Genomic DNA, 22,805 nt, shown 5'->3' with positions numbered 1-22,805 from the left:
GTCCTCTAGTGCCCGGCGGCGTGCTCGGCGATGACGCCGGCCGGGTCCTGGTGCTTCATGATCCGCTCGACCACGCGCACCAGCAGCCGGGGCGTGCAGCCGAAACAGTGGGCGCCGAGCGCGGTCAGGCGCGCGGCCAGGGCGTGATCGTAGCTGGGCGTGCCGCCGTCGGTCAGCGCCAGCAGCACCAGCACCTTGGCCTTGGCCTCGACCAGCGCGCGGACGCGCGCGACCAGCGCCTCGACGTCGCCGCCCTCGTACAGGTCGGTGATCAGGAGGAAGATGGTCTTGTCGGGTCGCTCGATGAAGTGATCCTGGGCGTACGCGACCGCGCGGTTGATGTCGGTGCCACCGCCGAGCTGCGACGCGAACAGCACGTCGACCGGATCGACCAGGAGCGGGGTCACGTCGACGATCTCGGTGTCGAAGAACAACAAGCGCGTGCGCAGCACGTCGAGCGACGCGAAGATCGCGCCCATCACCGAGCTGTAGACCACGCTCGCGGCCATCGAGCCCGACTGGTCGACCGCGATCACCATGTCCCAGTCGTGGTGGCGCCGCTGGTTGGCCCAGAAGTAGACCCGCTCGGGCACCAGCCGCTGGCGCTCGCGATCCCAGCCGCGCAGGTTCTTGGTGATCGTGCGCTTCCAGTCGAGGTTGCGGGCCAGCGGCAGCGGGCTGTCCTGGTTGCGGCGCGCGGCGCCCAGCAGCGTGGTGCGGACCTCGGCCTCGAGCTGACGCTTGAGGTCGTCGACCACCTCGCGCACGATCTGGCGGGCCAGGTCCTTGGCCTGGTCGGGCACCAGCCCCCGCGCGGCGAGCAGCGTCGCCACCAGGTCGACGTTCTTCTCCAGGTACGGCAGGGTCTCGGGCTCGAACAAGAGCTCGGTCAGGCCGCGCTGCTCGATCGCGTCCTTCTGCACCAGCGCGATCACCTCGCGGTCGAAGAACTCGCGCAGGAGCCCGAGCCACTTCGGCAGGTACGGGCGCGAGCCGCCGCGGCCGCCACGCTGGCCGCCGTCGTAGACGAAGCCGAGCGCGCCGTCGAAGTCGACCAGGCGATCGCTGCCGACGCCGGGCAGGCCGCCGTGGCCGGCGAGCCCGGCCAGGCGCAGCTCGGGCGCGACCTGCTCGGCCTCGGGGCCGAGCGCGAGGCGCCAGCGCAAGAGCGCGTCGGCGTCGGCGGGCGCGAGCGGGGTCGGCGGGGGCTTGGCGGGCTTGCTCATAGCAGATCGTCGAGGTCGTCCATCGCCGAGGCCAGATCGGCGCTGATCTCGGCCAGCTTGTCGACGTCCCGGGCGGCGAGCACCTGGGCCGCGGCGGTGGCGGCGCCGCCGATCTGGCGCACCGCCAGCAGGTGCTCGAGCAGGTACCGGCGCTCGGTCGCGCCCAGCCCGGCGAAGGCGCGGCGCAGGAGCGGGACGATGTCGCGGAAGCGCTCGCCGTCGATGCCCTGCATGAACTGATCGAGCGCGGCGACGATCGCGCGGTTCTTGACCAGCACCAGCGCGTTGACGCCGAGGAAGCCCTCGAGGAACGCCGCGCCGGCGCGGGGATCGACCAGGTTCGACAGCCGCAGCGCGACCAGCGCCACCACCTCGGCCTCGGTCAGGCGCTCGCCCAGGTACAGGAGCCCGGCCAGGAGCCCGCCGCAGGTCGGGTGGATCCGATCGCCGCCGGCCAGCGCGCGGGCGGTCGTGAACCACAGCTCGCGATCGAGCTGGCGCTGGGCCAGGGCCAGCTCGTGCAGGATCCGCAGCGCCTCGCGGGCCGGCGCGATCGCGGCGTCGTCGCCCTGGCACGCGCCCTCGACCCGCAGCACCGCGCGCGTGAAGGTCTTGTCGAGCAGCTCGCCGAGCACCGAGGCGTCGGCGGCGGTGCCGCGCGACGAGCCGTAGCTGACCAGGCCGGCCAGCGCGCGCGCGGCCCGGGCCAGCGACCGGAGATCGTCATCGGTCGCGGCCAGGCGCTCGGTCGCCGTCAGCGCCTCGCCCACCACCTGCGCCGCCCGCGCCACCACCGCCTCCATCAGCACGTGGGCGGCGGCGGCCGAGGTCGTGGCGGCGGCCAGCTGGGTCGACAGGGTCCGCTCGACCACCTGGCCCAGGCTGTCGCCCAGGACGATCCGCTCGACCAGCGCGACGTCGGTCGACGGCGTCCACTGGGCCTCCCAGTGCTCGCGGACCCGGGCCAGGGCGTCGGCGCCGCCGGCGGTGTCGTCGGTGGCGGTCGCGGTCGTGGCGACCGCCTGGGCGCCGCGGTAGGTGGCGTAGGGCACGTCGGCGATGCGCAGGCGGTGCAAGAACACGCTGGTGTCGACCTGGACCAGATCGGCGAGCTTGAGCGTGAACGCCTCGGCCTCGTCGCTGGCGGGCAGGCCGCGCGCGCGGACCTCGCGCCAGAACTCGTCCTGCAGCGAGTTCTTGCCGATGCGGGCCCCGACCTTGCCGACGGTCTTGCCGACGACGGTCGGCCACAGGAAGCCGTCGACGTGGGCGCGCTCGCCGCGGCACATCGTCGCGACGCTGGCGTCGCGCAGCTCGTCGAGCCCGGGCGCGTGCTTGCCGCGCAGCTGGGTCAGCGCCATCGCCAGGCGGTAGGCCTCGATCGTGTCGGCCAGGCTGGCCGCGAACCCGCGCACGCGCAGGTGCTCGGTGAACTCGATCAAGAGCTCGAGCGTGGCCCGGGCGTAGTCGCAGCCGCGATCGTGCGCGCGCTGGTAGTAGCGCGGCGCGCGGTTGCCGGCGCCGTAGCCGACCTGGGCCGCGAGGCGCGTGAACGAGTAGGGGATCAGCGTGGTCGCGGTCGCGACCGTGGCGGACACGAGCGCGTCGAGCGCGGGCTCGACCTCGCCGTTGACCAGCGCCGCGGCGTGGGCGCCACCGACGACCACGACGATCTGCCCCGGCGCGGTGCCGCGCTCGAGCTCGGCGACGATGTGTCGGGCCATGCGCGCGTCGCGGGCGCGATCGAGCTCGCGCGTCGACGGCCGCGCCGCCTCGCACCAGCCCAGCAGCACGCGCCGGAACTCGTCGGCGCTGTAGGCCGGGGCCTCGAACCACGCCTCCCACAGCTCCTCGAACGAGCGGAAGCCGTGGGCCCGGGCCAGCGTGAGGTCGGGGTCGTCGTCGGGGGCGTCGGCCGCGGTCGGTGCGTCGGCGTCCTCGGCGCTGCCGTCGGCGCCGCCGGCGCCGTCGCCGTCCCCATCATCGCCCCCCTCCTCGAGGGCGGCCAGCGCCGCGCGCGTGCGGTCGTACGCGATCCGCTCGCCGCTCGAGACGTCGATGCACTCGATCCGCGCGCCGTGGGTGTGGGCCCAGCGCAGCGCCACGTACTCGGGCGAGTAGCTGGCCAGCGGGTACACGCTCGAGGCGGGATCGCCGTCGGTGCGGTACGCGAGGATCGCGACCGGCGGCTCGGTGTCGGCGTCGAACAGGTGCGGCACGATCGGCGCGGCGTCGCGCGGCGCCTCGACCATGACGACCGTCGGGCGCAGCGCGTCGAGGAACGCCAGCACGGCGGCGCTGGTCCGGGGCGAGTGGTGGCGGACCGGGAAGATCGCGACCTCGCGCAGCCGCGCCAGCGACGCCCCCAGGTCGCCGGCCAAGGTCGGCGGCCCGACCGGCGCGCCCGGTTCGTCCGGCGCGGTCGGCCCGATCGCCGTCGGCGCGTCGGCGCCCGGCGCGGGTGCGCGCGGCGCGGCCTTCTTGCGCGGGGCCGCCATGATCAGCCGCGCACGTGGGCCTTGGTGGCTGCGTGGAGCTCCTTCCACGGGCCCGACCGGCCCTTGGCGACGGTCTCGACGTACTCCCGCAGCACCTTCACGTCGTCGGCGTTCTCCTTGGCGATCGCGCCGACCAGCGCGCGCGTCACCTCGGCGGCGGTGACCGTCGCGCCGCCGAAGCTCTGGGCCAGGATGCCGCTGCCGAACAGGACCGAGATCGCCTCGGCGGTCGACAGCACCGCGGCCGGGGACTTCACCTTGGTCTTGCCGTCCTTGGTGAGGCCGGCCCGCAGCTCCTGGAACACCGTGACCAGCATCCGGGCCAGGTCGGCCGGCGGCTCGATGCCGACCTGGTAGTCGGCGCGCAGCTCGGCCTCGCGCCGGGTCACGATCGCGATCTCCTGCTCGAGGTCCTCGACCACCGGGACGGTGACGAAGTTGAAGCGGCGCTTGAGCGCGGCGCTCATCTCGTTGACGCCGCGATCGCGGGTGTTGGCGGTCGCGATGATGTTGAAGCCGCGCTGCGCGCTGACGATCTGGCCGAGCTCGGGGATCGAGGTCTGCTTCTCCGACAGGATCGAGATCAACGAGTCCTGGATCTCCGCCGAGGTCCGGGTGATCTCCTCGAGCCGCGCGCACTTGCCCTCGCGCATGGCCCGCAGCACCGGCGACGCCACCAGCGCCTGCTCGCTCGGCCCGGCCGCGAGCAGCATGGCGTAGTTCCACCCGTACTTGATGTGCTCCTCGCTGGTGCCGGCGGTGCCCTGGACCACCAGCGCGCTCGTGCCGCTGATCGCCGCGGCCAGGTGCTCCGACAGCCAGCTCTTCGCGGTGCCAGGCTCGCCGGCCAGCATGAGCGCGCGATCCGACGCCAGCGTCGCGATCGCGACCTGCACCAGCGCGCGATCGCCGATGTACTTGGGCGTGATCGGCACGCCGTCGACCGGCGCGGCGCCGCCCATGATGTAGGCCTCGACCGCGCGCGGCGACAGCGCCCAGCCGGGCGGTCGCGGGTGCGCGTCGGTGCGGGCCAGCGCGGCCAGCTCGGCCTCGTACTTGCGTTCGGCGGGCAGTCGGATCTCGGCCATGGGTCCCCCGCGGGCAGGGTAGCGAAGATCGCGGCGCGCGCGGGCCGGCGCCGGCGCATTACGAGGGCGGCCGTCAGCCTTCGGCGTCGGTCTCGCCGTCGGTTCGCAGTCCGTGGGCCTCGAGCCAGCGGTAGATCTGGCGTCGGTCGCGGCCGAAATGGCGCGCGACCGCGCGCACCGAGTGGCCGTGCTGCGCCCAGGCCGCGACGAACTCGTCGCGCGACGGCACCGGGGGCCGCGCCCGCGGCGGTGTGGCCACGGGCGCGGGTGGCGGCGGCAGGGCCGCGGTCGGGGGCGATGGCGACGCGGCCCCGTGCTCGACGCGCTCGGGGCCGGGCTGGCGGCCGAGCTTGATCGGGACCGCCGCGACCGCGGTGGCCTCGCGCAGTTCGCTCGGGTCGACGGCCCGGAGCCGGGCCGGCACGACGCGGACCGCGGCCGGGGGCGTGCCGTCGTGGGGGAGCGGCGTCTCGACCATGCGCGGACATCCTACCGTGCGCGTGACGCGCGACGACCGGGCGGCACACGCTAACGACCCCCGGCGCGGCCGCGATCATGGCGTCGGCGCCGCGCGCGCGACGTGATCGGGCTGCAGGTCCGTCGCCGAGCCGATGGCCGTCGCGATCGAGATCGAGGACATGGTCGCGACGCGGATCCTGAGCCCCGCCGGCCTGGCGTTCTGACGGCGCACGGTCACGCCGGGCGGGTCGCGCCGAGATCGAGCGCGAGGGTGATCGCCGCGAGGATGGGCACCACGTGCCGCGCCGGCACGCAGTAGCGCCGGTCGACCTGGACCACGACGCCGAGCGCGAGCAGGTCGCGCAGGTGGTGGTACATCGGGCCCGGCGAGCGCCCGCCGACGACGCGCCGCAGCTCGGCCGCGGTGCGCGGACCGTCGATCAGCGCCAGCAGGATGCGCACGCGGTGGACGTTGCCGAACACCGCCAGGACCTCGGCGACCCGCGCGGGGTCGGCCTCGACCACCGCGTCGATCGACCGCTCGATGCCCCAGAGGGCCTGGCCGCCGGCGGTGGTGACCGCGCCGCCGTACACGATCGCGCCGCTGCGGCCGCCGCGTCGGCGCGCGCCCGCTGGGTTCCGGCGCTCGATCAGGGCCAGCAGGTCGTCGCCCGGTGGCGCCGCCGCGGGCGCGCGCCGGGCCCGCGGGCGCTCGAGCTGGGCGACCTTGCGGGTCAGCGCGTCGAGCTGAGCGGCGAGCTGGGGGACCGTCGGAGCGCGCGACATCGCCGCCGATGGTCGCACGCGCGCGCGCTTCACTCGATGCCGAGCGAGGTGATCCGGTGGGGCGGGGCCGTCTCGACGGACAACGTCACGCCGACCGCGCCGGTGGCGCAGGCCAGCGTCGCGGAGATGCCCCGGTCGGTCGTTCCCAGCAGCTCCCAGCGCGCGCACGCGCCGGCGCCGTCGGTGAGGGTCCGCAGCCCGACGCGCAGCTCGGCCGGTGGGATCGCGGTCAGGAAGTCTGGGGCGAAGGTGGCCGTGAGCGCCGCGTCGGTGACGGTCGGCGCGGCGAGCAACCCGAGCAGGCGGTCGAGGGCGACGCCCGCGCGCGCCGCGGTGGCGTCGTCGATCGCCGCCGGCGCGCACGTGCCCAGCGCGGTGCCGTGCGCGGCCGCGCGCAGCAGCTCGACCGCGACGCACTCGACGCGGCGATCGTCGCCGCCGGCGCGCAGGACCACCGCCGCGAGGCCGCGGGTGGGCAGCGCCACCAGCGACGTGACGTAGTCGCTCGTCGAGCCGGCGTGGCCGATCAGCGGATCGTCGTCGAGCGCGCCGACCAGCCACGCCGCGCCGACGTGGCCGGGCAGCGGATCGTCGGTGATCGCGACCGCGTGGCTGGACGACGCCAGCACCTCGGGCGCGTCGCCGAGGGCCAGCCGGACCAGCCCGGCGAGGTCGTCGGCGCTGGCGTACAGCCCGCCGGCGGGCTCGAACGCGCCGAGCTGCCAGTGGGGCATGTCGACCTCGCCGCCGGGGCCGACGCCGATCGCGAGCCGATCGACGGGCACGGCCGCGCGATCCCAGGTCGCCGTGCGCATGCCGAGCGGCGTCAGCACGCGCGCGTCCGCGTACGCGCGCCAGGGCTGACCGCTGGCGCGGGCGACCACGAGGCCCGCCACCGCCATGCCGGCGTTGGAGTACTCGAACGCGCTGCCGGGGGCGAACCGCAGCGGGCCCGCCAGCGCGCGCAGCATGGCGGCCTCGGTCGGGGGCGTCGCGGTCGTGTACGGCGCCGAGCCGTCACCGAGCGAAGGGATGCCGCTGGTGTGGGTCACCAGGTGGCGCAAGGTCACGCCGCCGACGTGCGGCGCCAGCTCGGGCACCCAGCGCGTCAGCGGGTCGTCGAGCGTGACCGCGCCGGCGTCGCGGAGCTGCAGGAGCGCGGTGGCGGTCACGACCTTGGTGATCGAGCCGATGCGGTAGATCGTGGCGTGGTCGGGTGGCGGCCCGCCGTGGGCGTCGCGGGCGCCGACGCCGTGACTCCAGCGCAGGCCGGTGCGGTCGTACAGCGCGATCACCGCCGACGGCGCGTCGGCCAGCTCGCGCTCGGCCCAGCGCGCCAGGCCGGGCGCGTCCGCGAGGATCGGCAGCGCGCTCGGCGGAGGCGGCGGCGGTTCGGCTGGGGGACGGGCCGCGCGCCCGCCGCAGGCGGCGGCCAGCACGACGGCGAACGCCCCGCGCGCGGCGCCGACACGGGGGCTCTGGTGATTTGCTCTCATATTCCAGAATTCTAGAGCAATGGGCGCGCGCCGCAACTGCCCGAACGACGGGGGCCGAAGATCACGGCGTCGGGTCCGCGCCGCGCGCGCCGACCGCAGGCCGGGCGCGATCGACCCGCGCGCGGGCGCGCTCACGGCGCCGGCGCCGCGCCGCGGATCCGGGCCGCGCGCCGGGCCGACCACGCGGCCTCGTCGTCGAGCCCGAGCCGGGCCCAGACCGCGGCCAGCGCGTCCTCGCGCGCGGCCACGTCGAAGCCGACCGCCCACCACAGCTTGCGCAGGCACACCGGGCACAGGTGCAGCGGGTGGCGGTCGAACTCGTCCTGGTGGTTGGCGCCGGCCGCGACGCAGTGCCAGTGGGTGCAGTGGGCGACGCCGAACATGTGCGCGATCTCGTGGACCAGCACCTGGGCCGAGCGCCGCGTCAGGGTGCGGCGCCAGTCGGCCGGGCGCGGCTCGTCGTAGAACGCCGGGTCGTAGCGCGCGAAGCTCTGCACGCCGACCCGCTCGGTGAACGTGGCCTGGCCGTAGACGAAGTTCCAGGCGGGGTCGGGGTACAGGTCGACCATCGTCACCGCCATCAGGGCGTAGGCGTCGCGCGGCACCTGCAGCGTCAGCCACCGCAGCACGTCGGGCGCGAGCACCTGCGGCTTGTGCGAGCTCGGGTTGGTGCGCGTGGTCGGCGCCACGGTCGCCAGCGCCGCGGCCGGCAGGATCCGCACCTCGAGCGCGAAGAACGCGTGGACCACCTCGGCCAGGTCCGCGAGCGGCGGCGTCACGTCGGGCGGCAGCTCGCCGATCGGCAGCAGGTACAGCACCCGGCGGCGATCGTCGGGCCGGTTGGGCGACGAGCGCTCGTACTGATCGAACGTCTGGCCGGGCTCCTGGTACTCCGCCAGCCAGTCGCCGGGCGCGGGCTCGGGGCGCGGCGCGTAGTCGCACGACGGATCGAGCGCGCGCTGGACGTCGGGCGGCAGCCCGGCGGTGGCGCCGATCGCGCGGACCGGGGCCGGCACCACCGGCGCGGGCGCGCGCGGCGCACGCCGGGCCAGCGCCGGGGCCAGCGGCGCGTCGCCGCCGCACGCCGCCACCACCAGCGCCACGAGCGCGCACGCGACCGCCCGGGTCACGACACCATCGGCCGGGTCGCCGCGATGCTGGCGCGGGCGCCGATCGCGGCCCGGAGCGCGGCGAAGTCGTCGGCGTGGCGCTCGGTCGGGTAGGTCTTGCGGAAGTCCATCCAGTCGAGCGCGCACACCAGCGACAGCTCGGCCAGGCCGAGGCCGCGGGCCGGGTCGTAGGCGGGCAGCTCGCCGGCGACCCAGTCGAAGATCGCCGCGGCGCGGTCGACCTGGCGCGGGCCGAACGGGATCGTCATCGGGTCGAACCCGTCGCGCGACAGGTAGAAGACCTGGACGATCGAGTCGAGCGCGGCGTCGATCGCGTTGACGACGTTGGCCTCGTGCCAGCGATCGCGCGGCGCCCGCAGCGGGCCGTAGCCGCGGGTCGTGGTCAGCCAGTCGATGATCACCCGCGAGTCGAAGAGCGTGCGGCCGTCGACCTCGGCCACCGGCACCTTCCAGATCGGCGACAGCGCCCGCAGCGCCTCCTGGCCGTGGTCGTGGGCGGTGTTGACGAACTCGTACGCGACGTCGAGCTCGGCCGCGACGACGCGGACCCGGCGGACGAACGGCGACGTGGTGGTGCCGAAGAGCTTCATGCGCGGCAGTGTAGCGGACCGCGCGCGCCGTCGGGCGGCCCGGCCTACAGCAGCGACGCGGGCGTGCTGGTCACGAGCTTGATGAACTCCTCGCGGGTCGCCAGCTCGAGGAAGACGCCGCGCACGGCGCTGGTGACCAGGCGGGCCTCGTGGGCGCCGACGCCGCGGGCGGCCATGCACATGTGCAGGCCCTCGATGTAGACCGCGGCGCCCTGGCTGTCGAGCTTCTCGTGGAGGATCGTCGCCAGCTCGTGGGTCAGGTCCTCTTGCAGGCGCGGGCCGCGGGCCATCATCTTGACCAGCCGCGACATCTTCGACAGGCCCAGCACCTTGCGGGTCGGGATGTACGCCACCGAGATCCGGTAGATCACCGGCAGCAGGTGGTGCGGACACACGCCGAACGCGGTGTTGTGCTTCGAGATCACCATCTCGCCGTACTTGGCAGGGAAGGTCTTGGCCAGGAGCGCGCCGATCTCGTCGGTGACCGCCTGGTTCGGCAGCACCAGCTCGTGGAAGCCCTTGGCGGCCCGGGCGGCGGTGTCGACGAAGTTCTCGTCGGTCACCTCGTACCCGAGCACGCCGAGCCCCTCGACGATCTTGGTGTAGCCCTCGGTGAACAGCGCCAGCGCCTTCGGGTCGAGCTCCATGGGTCCGTCTCGTCTACCGCGCGCGCGGGGGCTTGCCAAGCCGCGCGAGGCGCAAGAGCGCCGTGGTCGCCGTCGACACGCCCAGCGCGTCGGCGGCCGCAACCTCGACCCAGCGGACGGCGTCATAGCGCGGCGCCGCCACGCGCGCGCGCCCGCGGGCCCGCGCGCGCACCAGCGTCAGCTCGAGCCGGCGGTGCGACAGCGTCTGGTGGTGGCGGCCGAGCTCGACCGGCGCGGCCGCCAGCGTCAGCCCGACCGCGGCCGCGGCCCCGACGGCGTCGGCGCCCTGGGGCAGCTCCCAGAGGCCGCCGTAGAGGCCCGTGGCGGCCCGGCGGGCCACCAGCACGCGCGCGCCGCGGGCCAGCCACAGCGCCACCTCGACCATCCGCGGCAGGTCGGCCGCGCGCTTGCGCTTCGGCACCACCGGCAGCTCGGCCTGGCGGCCGTCGCGGGCCGCGACGCACTGTCCGGAAAGCGGACATTCGGCGCAGCGCGGTGAGGTCGGCGTGCACACCGTCGCGCCCAGCTCCATCAGCCCCTGGTTGAGCTCGCCGGGGTCGGCCGCGGCCGGCAGCGCCGCGACCAGGGCCTCGGCCTCGGCCCACACCCGGCGCTGGCCGGCGGTCGACTTGACGTCGTCGTCGAGCCCGCGCACGCGCGCCAGCACCCGCGCGACGTTGCCGTCGACCAGCGCCGCCCGCTCGCGGTAGGCGATCGACGCGATCGCGCCCGCGGTGTACGCGCCGACGCCGGGCAGGGCCCGCAGCCCGACCGCGTCGGCCGGCATCGCGCCGCCCGCGGCCACGACCACGCGGGCCCCGCGGACCAGGTTGCGCGCGCGCGAGTAGTAGCCCAGGCCGGCCCACGCCTCCATGACCGCGTCGTCCTCGGCCGCGGCCAGCGCGCCCACCGTCGGGAACCGCGTCATCCACCGCTGCCAGTACGGGATCACCGTCGCCACCCGCGTCTGCTGCAGCATGATCTCGCTGACCCAGATCGCGTACGGGTCGCGGGTGCGCCGCCACGGCAGGTCGCGCCGGTGCCGGCGGTAGTGGTCGACGATCGCGATCGCCAGCGCGCGCACGCCGCGGTGCTACCACGTCCGCGTCAGCGCCGGTCGCGGGCCTGGGCCACGAGCGCCATCAGCTCGAACAGGATCGCCGCGCCCAGGTGCGCGGTCAGGTCGGCGTGGTCGAGCGCGGGCGCGATCTCGACCAGGTCGGCGCCGACCAGGCGCACGCCCTCGAGCGCGCGGATCAGCGCCAGGGCCTCGCGGCTGGTGAGCCCGCCCGGCACCGGCGCGGTCGTGCCGGGCGCCGCCGCCGGATCGACGACGCCGATGTCGAACGACAGGTACGCCGGCCGCTTGCCGATGCGCTCGCGCAGCTCGCCGGCGACGCGGTAGACGCCGCGAGTCGCGAGCTCGCTGATGAAGAACAGGTGGTTGCCGGCGCCGAGCGTCAGCGCCGCCTCGTCGGCCGACTCCCACGACCCGCGCACGCCGACGTGGTGGAGCTGGCCCGGCGCGACCAGGCCCTCGGTGATCAGGTGGCGCATCGGCGTGCGGTGGTGCCACGCGTCGCCGCTGGCGTCGGCGCCGCTGGTGTCGAGGTGCGCGTCGAGGTGGATGATCGCGAGCGGGCCGTGGGTGGCCGCGAGCGCGCGCACGGTCGGCACCGTCACCGCCTGGTCACCGCCGACGACCAGCGGCACCGCGCCCGCGGCCGCGATCGCGCCGACCTCGGCGGTCACCGCCGCGCGCATGGCCGCGCGGTCGAGCGGCGCGAACGTGGCGTCGCCGGCGTCGGCGCACGTCACGGTGCGGAACACGTCGATGCCGGCGGTGGCGTGGTAGCTGTGCAGGCGCGCGCTGGTGCGGCGCAGCGCGGCCGGGGCCAGGCGCGCGCCGGCCTGGGCGGCGGCGCCGGCGTCGCTCGGCACGCCCAGCAGCGCGACGTCGGTGCCGGCGAAGCGGCCCGGGCCCGCGCCGATCGTCGGCAGGCGGAAGAACGAGGTCGGGGCGTCGCGCCGGGCCGGCTGAGGCGCCTGCTGCGGCGACGGGCGCGCGCGCTGGGCCTGGGCGGTCAAGAGCGCGTCGGTGGTCGCGTCGGCGGGGCGGGGCCGCTGCCGGCGCTGGGCGTCGAGGAGCGCGTCGATGATCATGGTCAGCCTCGGGCGCGCTCGGCGAGCGCGTGGGTGATGGCGTGGCGGGCGCGGCGGGCGAGGTCGTCGGGGGCGTCGTCGGCGTGGGGCCACAGCGCGGCGCACACCTGCAGGTGCACGCGCGCGTGCAGGCGCCGCGTCGACAGCCGCCAGTAGTGCGGCAGGAACGCGCGGCCGTCGGCCCAGGCCAGCGCCGGCTCGGAGCACCGGATCGCGATCGGCACCACCGGCACCCGCGCCAGCATGGCGAGCCCGAAGCCGCCGCGGCGGAACCGCAGCACGCGCGTGCCGTCGGTGGTCGCGCCCTCGGGGAAGTTGAGCACGCTGACGCCGGCCCGCAGGGTCGCGAGCGCCGTGCGCAGGGCCCGGGCGCGCGCCAGCGGCCGGTCGCGGTCGACGAAGTGCACGCCGAGCGCGGTGGCGGCGGTCCCGACGATCGGCCAGGCCGCCACGTCGGCGCCGGCCAGCGGCAGCGCCGGCGCCCGCGCCAGGATCGCCAGCGGATCGAGGTAGGACAGGTGGTTGGCGACCATCAGGCACGGCCAGTCGGGCAGGGCGCCGTCGACCTCGACGTCGACGCCGTGGATCGCGCACAGCTCGGCGACCGTGCTCGACAGCGCCCGGGCCTGGGCCGCGGGCGTCGCGGCGGCGCGGGCGATGCGGGCCTCGCCCACGGCGGCCAGGGTGGTGACGGCGGCGCGGGCGATCCGGGCGGGGCCGCGCGCCCCACGGATCGGATCGCGCGACGCCAGCGACCCGGGCACGTCGACGACGACCGTGTCGGCGGTCATGCGAGCTCCCGCGCGCCGGGCAGGTCGACGATCGCGGCGGCGGTCATGCGCCCGGCTGCGCGCTCACGCGCCGGGCGATCATCAGGAGTGCGGTCGAGTCGGTGCGTCATCGAGGGTGCTCCCAGTGGTTCACCGGATCGATCGCACGCGCGCGTGGCGACGCGGCCACGGCTCCGCGGCTGCGCGCCGACGTTCGCGCCAAGCTCTGGTCGCGAGGCCTGCTCACGCGCGGCCGTGACCTCGCGGTCACCGCGCCGTCACGATCGTCGCCGCCGCGCTACGCTGACCCCGTGGACGACACCGTCACGGTCCGCTGCCCCTACTGCCGCGAGCACGTCGAGCTGTACGTCGATCCCGACTCGCACGGCCAGCTGGTCGAGGACTGCGCGGTCTGCTGTCGGCCGTGGCTGGTCACCGTCGAGCGCGACCGCGGCCGGCTGCGGGTCCAGGTCGTCCGCGCGCAGTAGCCGACCGCGACACGCCGCCGACGCCGACCCGCAGCCCCGACGAGCTGGCCGCGACCTCGTCACCACGTCGCGTGGACGGTGAGATCGTCACGTCGGCGTCGCGGTCTCGAAGGGGCGCCGGCGGCCCTGGCGCTAGAACACGCCGCCGACGCCGACGCGCAGCCCCGACGAGCTGGCCGCGACCTGGGGCGTCCACCGCGGCCGCCGCTCGGTGCGGGTCGTCTGCGCGATGAACCCGGCGTCGATCACCACCGCGGCGCCGTAGCCGACGAGGCCGCCGATCATGGTCTCGCCGAGGCCGCAGAACCACTCCTCGGGGCCGCACGTGGCCATCGCGGCGCCGAGGGCGGCCCCGCCGACGATCAGCCCGGCGCGCAGCGCGACGGAGCCGGCGGCGCGCCCGGGATCGCCGTGGCGGAGGTGCATCGCCGCGGGCCCGAGCATGACCACGCCCGCGCCCAGCCACCCGGCGGTCTCGTTGTCGGCGGCGCCGCCCGCGACCATGATCGCGAGGCCGGCGGCGTCCATCGCGAGCACCTCGAGCCCGTAGCGGTCGACCACCTTGACGGTCTCGGTCCGCTCCTCGAAGCCCTGGGTGCTCGACATCGTGGTGCTGGGCTGCGCCGCCGCGACCGAGGTCACGGTGGCCAGCGTGGCGAGGACGACCAGGGCGATGCGCATCATCATGCCGGCGACCAGTGCATTGGTCGTGCCGCGGCATCGGCGGCGGAGCGACAACGACTTACGCGGGGTTGGGGTGACGAGGACCTGACGGGCTGTCGGTGGTTCAACCGGAATCGGAGCCGGATCCGGAACCGAAACCGAAGCCGGAGCCGGAGCCGCTCCTGCGCCCCCGAAACGGCCGACGGCGGCCATCGCTGGCCGCCGTCGTCGTCACGTCACGAGCTGATCGAGCGATCAGTCCATGTCGTGGTCGTGGCCGTGGCCACCGGCGCCCTTGTCTTCCTTCTTGGGCTTCTCGGCGATCAGGGTCTCGGTGGTGAGCATCAGGCCCGAGACCGAGGCCGCGTTCTGCAGCGCGGTGCGGACGACCTTGGTCGGGTCGATGACGCCGGCCGCGACCAGGTCCTCGAAGATCAGCTTGGCGGCGTTGTAGCCGAACGCGCCCTGGCCCTCGCGGACCTTGTTGACGATGATCGAGCCGTCGACGCCGGCGTTGGCCGAGATCTGACGGAGCGGCTCCTCGAGCGCGCGCCGGACGATGTTGACGCCGTAGCGGCGGTCGTCGTCGAACGTGAGCTTGTCGAGCGACGCGATCGAGCGGATCAGGGCGACGCCGCCGCCGGGGACGATGCCCTCCTCGACGGCCGCGCGGGTCGCGTGCATCGCGTCCTCGACGCGGGCCTTCTTCTCCTTCATCTCGACCTCGGTGGCCGCGCCGACGCGGATGACCGCGACGCCGCCGACCAGCTTGGCCAGGCGCTCCTGGAGCTTCTCGCGGTCGTAGTCCGAGGACGTGTCCTCGATCGTGCCGCGGATCGTCTTCACGCGCGCGTCGATGTCGGCCTTCTTGCCGGCGCCATCGATGATCGTCGTGTTCTCCTTGTCGACCGTGATGCGCTTGGCGGTGCCGAGGTCCTTGATCGTGAGGTTCTCGAGCTTGAGGCCGAGGTCCTCGGTGACCGCCTGGCCGCCGGTCAGCACGGCGATGTCCTTGAGCATCTCCTTGCGGCGATCGCCGAAGCCGGGCGCCTTGACCGCGCAGATCTGCAGCGTGCCGCGGAGCTTGTTGACGACCAGCGTGGCCAGGGCCTCACCGTCGACGTCCTCGGCGATGATCAGCAGCGGGCGGCCAGCCTTGGCGACCTGCTCGAGGAGCGGCAGGAGCTCCTTCATGTTGCTGATCTTCTTCTCGTGGGTCAGCACGAAGCAGTCGTTCAGCACGACCTCCATGCGCTCGGCGTCGGTCACGAAGTACGGCGACAGGTAGCCGCGATCGAACTGCATGCCCTCGACCACGTCGAGCTCGCTGTTGAGCGTCTTGGCCTCCTCGACCGTGATGACGCCCTCCTTGCCGACCTTCTCCATCGCCTCGGCGATCATGTCGCCGATCGTCGCGTCGCCGTTGGCCGAGATCGTGCCGACCTGGGCGATGTCCTTCTTGCCCTTGGTCGGGGTCGACATGCCCTTCAGGTGCTCGATGATCGCGGCCACCGAGGCCTCGATGCCGCGCTTGAGGTCCATCGGGTTCAGGCCGGCGGCGACCAGCTTGGCGCCCTCGTTGTAGATGGCCTGGGCCAGCACGGTGGCGGTGGTGGTGCCGTCGCCGGCCACGTCGGAGGTCTTGGACGCGACCTCCTTCACCATCTGCGCGCCCATGTTCTGGAACTTGTTCTCGATCTCCACTTCCTTGGCGACGGTGACGCCGTCCTTGGTGACCGTGGGCGAGCCCCAGCTCTTCTCGATGACGACGTTACGACCGCGCGGGCCGAGGGTGACCTTGACCGCGTTGGCGAGCAGGTTCAGGCCCTTGGCGATCTCGGAGCGAGCGGCAGACGAAAAAACGATCTCTTTGGCAGCCATGTGGAATCTCTCAGGTGACGAGACCCGGTGGGTCTCGAGGGTCGATGGAACGGGTACAGGAGCGTGCCCCTCGGGGCGGTGCCCCTCGGGTCACAGCGCGGGACTACTCGAGGACGGCGAGGATGTCGTCCTCGCGCATGATCAGGTGCTCCTCACCATCGATCTTGACCTCGCTGCCGCTGTACTTCGAGAACAGCACCTTGTCGCCGGGCTTGACGTCGAGGGCGATCAGCTTGCCCTCCTTGTCGCGCTTGCCCGAGCCGACGGCGACGACCTTCGCCTGGATCGGCTTCTCCTTGGCGGTGTCGGGGATGAACAGGCCACCGGCGGTCTTGGTCTCCTCCTCGAGGCGCTTGACGAGGATGCGGTCGTGCAGCGGACGGATCGTCATGGGTCTTGGTCTCCGGAACGTGTCGGTTGTCAGTGTGGTGCGGCGTGACTGCCGCGGCGGGGCAGGTTGTAGTCACGGGTTGAGCGCTTGGCAACCCCCGAGGTGGGAGTGCCAAATTATTCTGAAAAACCTAGGTTTTTTGATGTGTTATCGAGTACGTTCGGAGGCCGCCAGGGCCAGTGCCGGGCCATCGCGCGGCGAGGTGAGGTGGGTGCCCAGCGCCGAGGCCGCTCGGACCCGGCGGACCGGGGCGTGATACTTCACGAGCCGCCATGACCCTCGCCGACGATCCCCTGCTCGCCTGGCGCCCTCAGTTCCCGGCGCTCGAGCGCTGCGTCCACATGGTCTCGCACTCGCTCGGGTGCGTCCCGGCCAAGGCCGAGGAGGACCTGGCCGAGTTCTACGACCTGTGGCACACCCGCTCGATCACCGCGTGGGACGAGTGGATCCCCGAGCTCGGCCGCGCCGCCGCCCGCATCGAGAAGCTGATCTCGGCGCCGGCGGGGACCGTCACGACCCAGCCGAACGTGTCGAGCGCGATGGCGTGCCTGGCGTCGTGCTTCGAGTTCGCGCCGGCGCGCAACAAGGTCGTCTACGAGTCGCTGATGTTCCCGTCGGTGTCGTACGTGTGGAAGGCCGAGGAGCGGCGCGGCGCGCAGGTGGTGGTGGTCGAGTCCCCCGACGGCGCGACCGTCGACGTCGACGCCGTGTGCGCGGCCATCGACGAGCACACGCTGCTCGTGCCGATCCAGCACGTCGTGTTCAGCTCGGCGTTCATCCAGGACGCCAAGAAGATCGCCCGGCGCGCGGCCGCGGTCGGCGCCCACGTGATCCTCGACTGCTACCAGTCGATCGGCGCGATCCCGATCGACGTGGTCGACCTGGGCGTCTCGTTCGCGTGCGGCGGCTCGATCAAGTACCTGTGCGGCGGCCCCGGCGCCGGCTGGCTGTACGTGCGCAAGGATCTGATCGACAGGTTCGAGCCGCGCACGACCGGGTGGTTCGCCAACGCGCACCCGTTCGCGTTCACGATGCCCGCGCAGAGCTACGCCGACACGATCTGGCGCTACCTCGCGGGCACGCCGGTGATCTCGGCGCTGTACCAGGCGCGGGCCGGCCAGACGATCGTCGGCGAGATCGGCGTGGCGGCGATCCGCGACAAGTCGCTGGCGCTGACCGCCCGCGCGATCGAGCTGGTCGACGAGGCCGGCTTCACGCTGACCAGCCCGCGCGCGGCCGAGCGGCGCGGCGGCTCGGTGGTGTTCGACTTCGTCGGCGCCGCCGACGTGGCCCGCGAGCTCAACCGCCGCCGGTACTTCTGCGACCACCGCCCCGGCGTCGGCATCCGGATCGCCCCGCACTTCTACTCGAAGCGCGAGGAGGTCGACCTGTTCTTCGGCGAGCTGAAGCAGATCCGCGGCTAGGGCGGCTGGGCGTGGCGTCGCGCCGCGACGCGCCCGCGCAAAATCGCCGCATCGACGCTCGGCGCGGGCCGTGGCAAGTGGCCACCATGCGCCTCCCGTCGCTCGTGCTCGCCTGGGTCGTGATGGTCGGCTGCGCCGCGCGGACGCCGGGCGATCAGGCCCGGGCGCTCGACGAGCGGCTGGTCGCGCCGTGCTGCTGGCGCCAGACCGTCGCCGACCACGACTCGCCGCTCGCCACGCAGATCCGGGCCGAGATCCGCACCCGGCTGGCGGCCGGGGAGACGCCGGCCGCCATCGAGCAGCGCTACGTCGACGAGTACGGTCCGCGGGTGCTGGCGCTGGGCCGGGCCGGCGAGGATCCGCGCGGCGCCATGGGGACGGCGATGGCCATCGTCGCGATCGCCGGGCTCGGCGTCGTGGTCTGGCTCGGGCGGCGCTGGGTGCGGCGTGCGGCCCCGATCGCCAGCGCCGGCGGCGGCGCGATCGCGCCGCCCACGCCGGTGGACGCCGCGGCGGCCGAGCGGCTCGACGACGAACTCGCCGCGACCGAGTGATCCGCGGCCGTCGGCGCGCCCGTCACGCGCTCGGCGGCGCGCCCGTCACGCGCTCGGCGGTGTGGTCGGCGGCGACGCGAACAGCGTGGTCGGCGTCAGGTCCTTGCGCGGGCGGCCGCGCTTGCGCGGCGCGGCCTCGGCGGTGGCCGCGGCGCTGGCGGCTGGTGGGCGCTGCGTGCGGCTGCGCGGCAACACCAGCGCGTCGAGGCGCGCGGCCAGGTCGGCGCTGCCGTCGCCGTCGGCGTAGACCCGGGCGTAGGCCAGGGCCCGGTGCGCGCGCAGGTGCAGGTCGTCCCGCCCGTCGGTCAGGCGCTGGCGCAGCGCCGCGGCCGCCGCGTCGAGCCGGGCCAGCTCGGCGGCGTCGTCGTCGACCTGGGTGACCAGCGCGGCCAGCGCGCCGCCGTCGACGCCGGGGAAGCTGACCGAGGCCAGCGGTCCGGCGAAGATGGTGACCAGCTCGCGCACCGATGGATCGACGGCGTCGCTGGGCGGGGAAGCGGGCGAAGAGGCGGTGGGCGACGAGGAGGTAGGCGAAGAGGTGGGGCTCGGGCTCGAAGGTGCAGGCACGAAGGACTCCTTTGGGAATGACTGAACACTCGATCAGTACGCGAGTTCTTGTCGCCGATCAAGTTTCCCCACCGCGTCACCCAGGCGTACCCGGCGACGCCCCGCCGGCCGCGCGACACGCGCGATCGCTTCGGCGATCGTGCGCACGATGAAGACCAACCTCGCCGCGCTCGCCCTGACCGCCACCCTCGCCGCGACCGCCGGCGGCTGCTACGGCAGCTACGGCGCGTTCCACAAGGTCCACAAGTGGAACGGCACCGCGTCGGGGGACAAGTGGGCCCGATCCGCCATCCACCTGGCGCTGTGGATCGTCCCGGTCTACGAGCTGACGCTGGTCGGCGACTTCCTGATCTTCAACACGATCGAGCACCTGACCGGCGACCAGGTCTTCAAGTGACCGCGCCGATGCGGGCCCGTTAGCCGTGGACGGCCCGGGACCGACGACGCATGCTCCGGCCATGATCTCCCGCACGCTCTCGTCTGTCCTCGTCGCCCTGCTGACGACCGCCGCGCTGTCGGGCTGTGGCGACGCCAAGCGGTTCCGCTATCCCACCGCCGACTCGCCGCTGCGGCTCGACCGCGTCGTCTTGTACCGCAACGGCGTCGGCTACTTCGAGCGGACCGGCAAGATCGACGGCGACATCCTGACGCTCAAGGTCCGCAAGGATCAGGTCAACGATCTGCTCAAGAGCCTGACCGTGGTCGAGCGCACCAGCGGGCGCGCGGTCAGCGTGTCGATGCCGCTCGATCCCCAGACCTGGGCCAACGCCGCGCTCGCGACGCTGCGCCCGGGGCAGGGCAGCCTGGCCCAGGTGCTCGACTCGCTGCGCGGCAGCACGGTGACGCTCGCCACCAGCGACGGCCGCGTCCACGGGCCGGGTCGCGATGGTCGAGCAGCTGACCGAGGCGGCCGGCGACGACGACGACGCGCCCCGCACCGACCACCGCGTGACCTTGCTCGACGGCGACGCCCTGCGCGTGGTCCGGCTGTCGACGGTGCGCGGCGTGACGCTCGAGGACGGCGACCTGGCGATGCAGTTCAACCGCACGCTCGACGCCTCGGCCGGCGAGGGCATGTTCCAGCAGGTCGAGGTGTCGATCCGGCTGGTCGGCGCGTCGACCCACGATCTGCTCGTGAGCTACGTGGTCGCGGCGCCGATGTGGAAGCCGACCTACCGCGTGGTCGTGCCCAAGGAGGGCACCGGCAAGGCGCTCCTGCAGGCGTGGGCGGTCGTCGACAACACCAGCGGCGAGGAGTGGGACCAGGTCAAGCTGGCGCTGACCTCGGGCGCGCCGATCGCGTTCCGCTACGACCTGCACACGCCGCGCGAGGTCGCGCGGCCCGACATGACCGCGGTCGGCGACCAGCGCCAGGCGGTCGCGGCCGTCGGCGAGACCACGTACGCGCCGTCACCCGCGGCGCCGCCGCCGAGCGTGGCGTCGCGCGCGCCGTCGCGGCCGGCGCCCAAGCCCTCGGGCGGCGGCTACGGGCGCGCGGCGGCCAAGGCGGATCTGGACGACGAGGACGGCGACTACTACGCCAACGAGGAGAGCGCGGCCGACTACCCCGACGCGGAGCCGTCGATGACGATCGACGCCGACGCGCTGCGCCGCTCGACGATGGCCCAGGCCCGGGCCGAGACCACCTCGGGCCAGACCCGGTTCGAGCTCGGCGAGCGCGTGACCGTGCCCGAGGGCACCTCGACGATGGTCGCGATCGTCAACGTCGACGTCGACGGCGAGCAGGCGTTCCTGTTCCGGCCGGGCGGGGCCGGGCCCGGCTACCCGTACAACCCGTACCGCGTGGTCCGGTTCAAGAACTCGACGCCGTTCGTCCTCGAGCCCGGCCCGATCGGCATCTACGCCGGCGGCAGCTTCGTCGGTGAGGGCCTGTCGGAGGCGGTCGGCGCCGGGACCAGCGCGACGATCCCGTTCGCGGTCGAGACCAACGTCATGGTGTCGACCGACGTCTCGACCGACTCCGACGAGATGCACCTGGTCAAGATGTCGCGCGGCGTGCTCGAGGTGGAGCGGTTCTCGCGCCGCACGACGAGCTACACGGTCAAGGCCCGGACCGACGACGACGGCTTCACGCTGCTGATCCGCCACGGCAAGGCCGGCAGCAGCTACGTGCTCGCCAACCGGCCCGAGGCCACCGAGGATCTGCCCGACGGCTACCTGGTGCGCCTGGTGGTCCCGGCCGGCGCGCGCGAGGGCAAGCTGACGCTGGTCGAGCAGACCCCGAGCCGCAGCACGATCAGCATCTGGAACTCGCCGGCGCTCGATCTGCTCGATCGGCTGCTGGTCGACGCCTCGCTCGGCGCCGACGCCAAGCAGAAGCTGAAGCCGATCCTCGACCGGCGCCGCGCGGTCGCCAAGCTCGAGGAGCAGCTCGCCGGGCTGACCAAGAAGCGCGACCAGCTCGATCAGCGGGCCAACGAGCTGCGCGAGAACCTGCGCGCGATCGCCAAGAACCCGCAGGCCGGCGAGCAGCGCGCCAAGTGGACCAAGCAGCTCGACGAGTTCGCCAGCGAGGGCAACAAGCTCGGCGCCCAGCTGGCCGACCTCGAGGCCAAGCGCCTCGATCAACGGATCGAGCTCGAGAACGCGCTCGAGTCGTTCGAGCTGGTCATGCCGACCAAGCCGTAGCTCGGCCGCCCCGGCGCCGGCTGCGGCGGGCAGCTCAGGGCCTCGGCTGGTCATGCCGACCCGTAGTTCGGGCCGGCCGCGCTGCGCGCGCAGCCGCAGGGCCTCGGCCGTCGAGCCCGCGGCGCCGGCGGGCCGGCGCGCTACGGCGCGCAGCCCAGGCGCCGGAACGTGGTCGGCTGCTCGATCCACGCGCCGTCCTGCTCGAACCGGTTGGGGGCGATCCAGGTGTTGCCGTCGACGGGGCCGCGGAACCAGTCGTCGATGTAGTTGCCGGTCGCGCCGCCGCAGGTGTGGTGCTCGGACAGGACGGTGACGGTGCGGACCTCGAGCCCGATGCTGGTCAGCGCGGCCTCGCACCGCAGCGAGGTGACGCCCCAGGCGGGGCCGCCACCCGCGCACGTCGGCGGGCGCACGGCGTCGGCGGGCGCGTCCCACCAGCGGGTCTCCTGGGCGCAGGTCAGCTGTCCGCCCTGGCGGCGCAGCTCGACGCGGAACTCGTTCCAGTGATCGTTCTCGAAGAACCGCCCGACCCACAGCCCGGCGATCGGATCGGGGCACGCGGCGGCGACCGCGATCACGCCGGCGTCGACGGCGGGCGGTGGGGCGTCGGGTGGGACCACCGCCAGCCGCGGCGGCGCGGTCAGCGGCGGCGGCTCCGGCGGCGGCGCGGCGTCGCGGCCGCACGCGCTCACCAGCGCCAGCGCGGGCAGCCACCTCATGGCGCGCAGCTCAGGCGGCGGAAGGTGTACGGCTTGTCGAGGTCGTCGCCGCCGTCGTTGTTGCTCGAGGTCCAGGTGTTGTCGTGCAGCTCGCCGGTGAAGTGGTCGAGGTTGTAGCCGGGGAACTCGTCGGCGCAGGTGTGGCTCTCGGACAGGATCGTCACGCTGCGCACGTCGAGCGTCGCCGCCTGCTCGACCGGCGCGCACGACAGGTAGACCAGGTGGTACGACACGCCGCCGCGCGGGCACGGCGGCGGCGCGACGCTGGTGGCGTCGCCGTACCACGACCGGGACTCCTGGGCGCAGGTGAGTTGCCCGCCCTGGCGGTCGAGGCGGAGCCGGTGCTCGTTCCACTTGACGCCGTCGAAGCGCCGCGCGACCCACAGGCCGACGACCGGATCCGGACAGCCGGGCTGCGCCGCCGGGATCGCCTCGGCCGCGACCGCCGAGGTCGACGACGGCTGGCGCGTGGGCAGCGGCCAGTCGTTGGGCTGATCGCACGCGCCCAGCGCGAGGCTGCCCGCGACGACGAGTCCCAGGCGCGCGTGGCCCGACGGCATGCCGCTATCCTAGCGTAGCCACGCCCGTCCTGCCGCCGCTGACCGAGCGCGCTTGG

Annotated in this window: 24 protein-coding genes; 5 read left to right on the top strand and 19 right to left on the bottom strand. The window is 74.2% G+C overall.

Annotated elements, in window-relative coordinates:
- Positions 1 to 5: 5 nt before the first annotated feature.
- From IPL61_35870 to IPL61_35815, 12 genes are all read right to left on the bottom strand, one after another.
- Positions 6 to 1,226, bottom strand: coding sequence for a VWA domain-containing protein (locus IPL61_35870; GenBank protein MBK9036572.1), 1,221 nt, complete (start codon positions 1,224 to 1,226; stop codon positions 6 to 8).
- Positions 1,223 to 3,583 (bottom strand): hypothetical protein, encoded by a 2,361-nt coding sequence (locus IPL61_35865; protein ID MBK9036571.1) that lies wholly within the window; start codon positions 3,581 to 3,583, stop codon positions 1,223 to 1,225. Before IPL61_35865 ends, IPL61_35870 begins: the two co-directional genes overlap by 4 nt.
- Positions 3,584 to 3,726: 143 nt before the next feature.
- Positions 3,727 to 4,812, bottom strand: a complete 1,086-nt coding sequence (locus tag IPL61_35860) for an AAA family ATPase (GenBank protein ID MBK9036570.1) — start codon at positions 4,810 to 4,812, stop codon at positions 3,727 to 3,729.
- Between the two features lie 73 nt (positions 4,813 to 4,885).
- The gene (locus tag IPL61_35855; GenBank protein ID MBK9036569.1) at positions 4,886 to 5,290 is read right to left on the bottom strand and encodes a helix-turn-helix domain-containing protein; all 405 of its coding nucleotides are present in this window, start codon (positions 5,288 to 5,290) and stop codon (positions 4,886 to 4,888) included.
- 215 nt (positions 5,291 to 5,505) lie between these two features.
- On the bottom strand, positions 5,506 to 6,057 hold the full coding sequence (locus IPL61_35850; protein ID MBK9036568.1) for a winged helix-turn-helix transcriptional regulator: 552 nt from the start codon (positions 6,055 to 6,057) through the stop codon (positions 5,506 to 5,508).
- A 29-nt stretch (positions 6,058 to 6,086) separates the two neighbouring features.
- Positions 6,087 to 7,553: a beta-lactamase family protein gene (locus IPL61_35845; GenBank protein ID MBK9036567.1), complete on the bottom strand. Its 1,467-nt coding sequence runs from the start codon at positions 7,551 to 7,553 to the stop codon at positions 6,087 to 6,089.
- A gap of 131 nt (positions 7,554 to 7,684) precedes the next feature.
- The gene (locus tag IPL61_35840; GenBank protein ID MBK9036566.1) at positions 7,685 to 8,683 is read right to left on the bottom strand and encodes a hypothetical protein; all 999 of its coding nucleotides are present in this window, start codon (positions 8,681 to 8,683) and stop codon (positions 7,685 to 7,687) included.
- Positions 8,680 to 9,273, bottom strand: a complete 594-nt coding sequence (locus tag IPL61_35835; GenBank protein MBK9036565.1) for a glutathione S-transferase family protein — start codon at positions 9,271 to 9,273, stop codon at positions 8,680 to 8,682. Before IPL61_35835 ends, IPL61_35840 begins: the two co-directional genes overlap by 4 nt.
- Positions 9,274 to 9,317: 44 nt before the next feature.
- Positions 9,318 to 9,920 (bottom strand): GTP cyclohydrolase I, encoded by a 603-nt coding sequence (locus IPL61_35830; protein MBK9036564.1) that lies wholly within the window; start codon positions 9,918 to 9,920, stop codon positions 9,318 to 9,320.
- A 13-nt stretch (positions 9,921 to 9,933) separates the two neighbouring features.
- Positions 9,934 to 11,004 carry an A/G-specific adenine glycosylase gene (mutY, locus tag IPL61_35825; GenBank protein ID MBK9036563.1) on the bottom strand — a complete coding sequence of 357 codons (1,071 nt, stop codon included), beginning with the start codon at positions 11,002 to 11,004 and terminating at the stop codon, positions 9,934 to 9,936.
- Between the two features lie 23 nt (positions 11,005 to 11,027).
- A complete protein-coding gene (locus tag IPL61_35820) occupies positions 11,028 to 12,083 on the bottom strand; it encodes an arginase family protein (protein ID MBK9036562.1) in 1,056 nt (351 codons plus the stop codon).
- A gap of 2 nt (positions 12,084 to 12,085) precedes the next feature.
- Entirely contained in the window at positions 12,086 to 12,874 is a 789-nt protein-coding gene (locus tag IPL61_35815; GenBank protein ID MBK9036561.1) for a 1-acyl-sn-glycerol-3-phosphate acyltransferase, read from the bottom strand.
- A gap of 290 nt (positions 12,875 to 13,164) precedes the next feature.
- Between IPL61_35815 and IPL61_35810 the strand changes: the two genes are divergently transcribed.
- The gene (locus tag IPL61_35810) at positions 13,165 to 13,341 is read left to right on the top strand and encodes a CPXCG motif-containing cysteine-rich protein (protein ID MBK9036560.1); all 177 of its coding nucleotides are present in this window, start codon (positions 13,165 to 13,167) and stop codon (positions 13,339 to 13,341) included.
- A 132-nt stretch (positions 13,342 to 13,473) separates the two neighbouring features.
- Here the strand turns inward: IPL61_35810 and IPL61_35805 are convergent, their stop codons facing one another.
- The 3 genes from IPL61_35805 to groES form a co-directional block, all read right to left on the bottom strand.
- The gene (locus tag IPL61_35805) at positions 13,474 to 14,028 is read right to left on the bottom strand and encodes a hypothetical protein (protein ID MBK9036559.1); all 555 of its coding nucleotides are present in this window, start codon (positions 14,026 to 14,028) and stop codon (positions 13,474 to 13,476) included.
- Between the two features lie 231 nt (positions 14,029 to 14,259).
- Positions 14,260 to 15,885, bottom strand: coding sequence for a chaperonin GroEL (gene groL / locus IPL61_35800; GenBank protein ID MBK9036558.1), 1,626 nt, complete (start codon positions 15,883 to 15,885; stop codon positions 14,260 to 14,262).
- 103 nt (positions 15,886 to 15,988) lie between these two features.
- Positions 15,989 to 16,276, bottom strand: coding sequence for a co-chaperone GroES (gene groES, locus IPL61_35795; protein ID MBK9036557.1), 288 nt, complete (start codon positions 16,274 to 16,276; stop codon positions 15,989 to 15,991).
- 272 nt (positions 16,277 to 16,548) lie between these two features.
- Here groES and IPL61_35790 point away from each other — a divergent pair, with 272 nt between their 5' ends.
- Positions 16,549 to 17,700 carry an aminotransferase class V-fold PLP-dependent enzyme gene (locus IPL61_35790; GenBank protein MBK9036556.1) on the top strand — a complete coding sequence of 384 codons (1,152 nt, stop codon included), beginning with the start codon at positions 16,549 to 16,551 and terminating at the stop codon, positions 17,698 to 17,700.
- Between the two features lie 11 nt (positions 17,701 to 17,711).
- Positions 17,712 to 18,254: a cytochrome c-type biogenesis protein CcmH gene (locus tag IPL61_35785; GenBank protein MBK9036555.1), complete on the top strand. Its 543-nt coding sequence runs from the start codon at positions 17,712 to 17,714 to the stop codon at positions 18,252 to 18,254.
- A 45-nt stretch (positions 18,255 to 18,299) separates the two neighbouring features.
- Here IPL61_35785 and IPL61_35780 read toward each other — a convergent pair whose 3' ends face one another.
- Positions 18,300 to 18,719, bottom strand: a complete 420-nt coding sequence (locus IPL61_35780; protein MBK9036554.1) for a hypothetical protein — start codon at positions 18,717 to 18,719, stop codon at positions 18,300 to 18,302.
- Positions 18,720 to 18,969: 250 nt separating this feature from the next.
- On the opposite strand from IPL61_35780, the gene IPL61_35775 reads away from it, so the two are divergent.
- Positions 18,970 to 19,218, top strand: a complete 249-nt coding sequence (locus IPL61_35775; protein ID MBK9036553.1) for a DUF3332 family protein — start codon at positions 18,970 to 18,972, stop codon at positions 19,216 to 19,218.
- Between the two features lie 19 nt (positions 19,219 to 19,237).
- Here the strand turns inward: IPL61_35775 and IPL61_35770 are convergent, their stop codons facing one another.
- Positions 19,238 to 19,693, bottom strand: a complete 456-nt coding sequence (locus tag IPL61_35770) for a hypothetical protein (GenBank protein MBK9036552.1) — start codon at positions 19,691 to 19,693, stop codon at positions 19,238 to 19,240.
- 13 nt (positions 19,694 to 19,706) lie between these two features.
- Here IPL61_35770 and IPL61_35765 point away from each other — a divergent pair, with 13 nt between their 5' ends.
- Positions 19,707 to 21,470, top strand: coding sequence for a DUF4139 domain-containing protein (locus tag IPL61_35765; GenBank protein ID MBK9036551.1), 1,764 nt, complete (start codon positions 19,707 to 19,709; stop codon positions 21,468 to 21,470).
- Between the two features lie 140 nt (positions 21,471 to 21,610).
- Here the strand turns inward: IPL61_35765 and IPL61_35760 are convergent, their stop codons facing one another.
- Together IPL61_35760 and IPL61_35755 are read right to left on the bottom strand one after the other, a co-directional pair.
- Positions 21,611 to 22,189 carry a hypothetical protein gene (locus tag IPL61_35760; GenBank protein MBK9036550.1) on the bottom strand — a complete coding sequence of 193 codons (579 nt, stop codon included), beginning with the start codon at positions 22,187 to 22,189 and terminating at the stop codon, positions 21,611 to 21,613.
- On the bottom strand, positions 22,186 to 22,749 hold the full coding sequence (locus IPL61_35755; protein MBK9036549.1) for a hypothetical protein: 564 nt from the start codon (positions 22,747 to 22,749) through the stop codon (positions 22,186 to 22,188). The genes IPL61_35760 and IPL61_35755 overlap by 4 nt, the downstream gene beginning before the upstream one ends.
- Positions 22,750 to 22,805: the final 56 nt, after the last annotated feature.

Source organism: Myxococcales bacterium, assembly GCA_016717005.1.
Classification (GTDB): domain Bacteria; phylum Myxococcota_A; class Polyangia; order Haliangiales; family Haliangiaceae; genus UBA2376.
The sequence above is the reverse complement of the archived record's forward strand: the minus strand, read 5'-3'. Positions and strand labels throughout refer to the sequence as shown.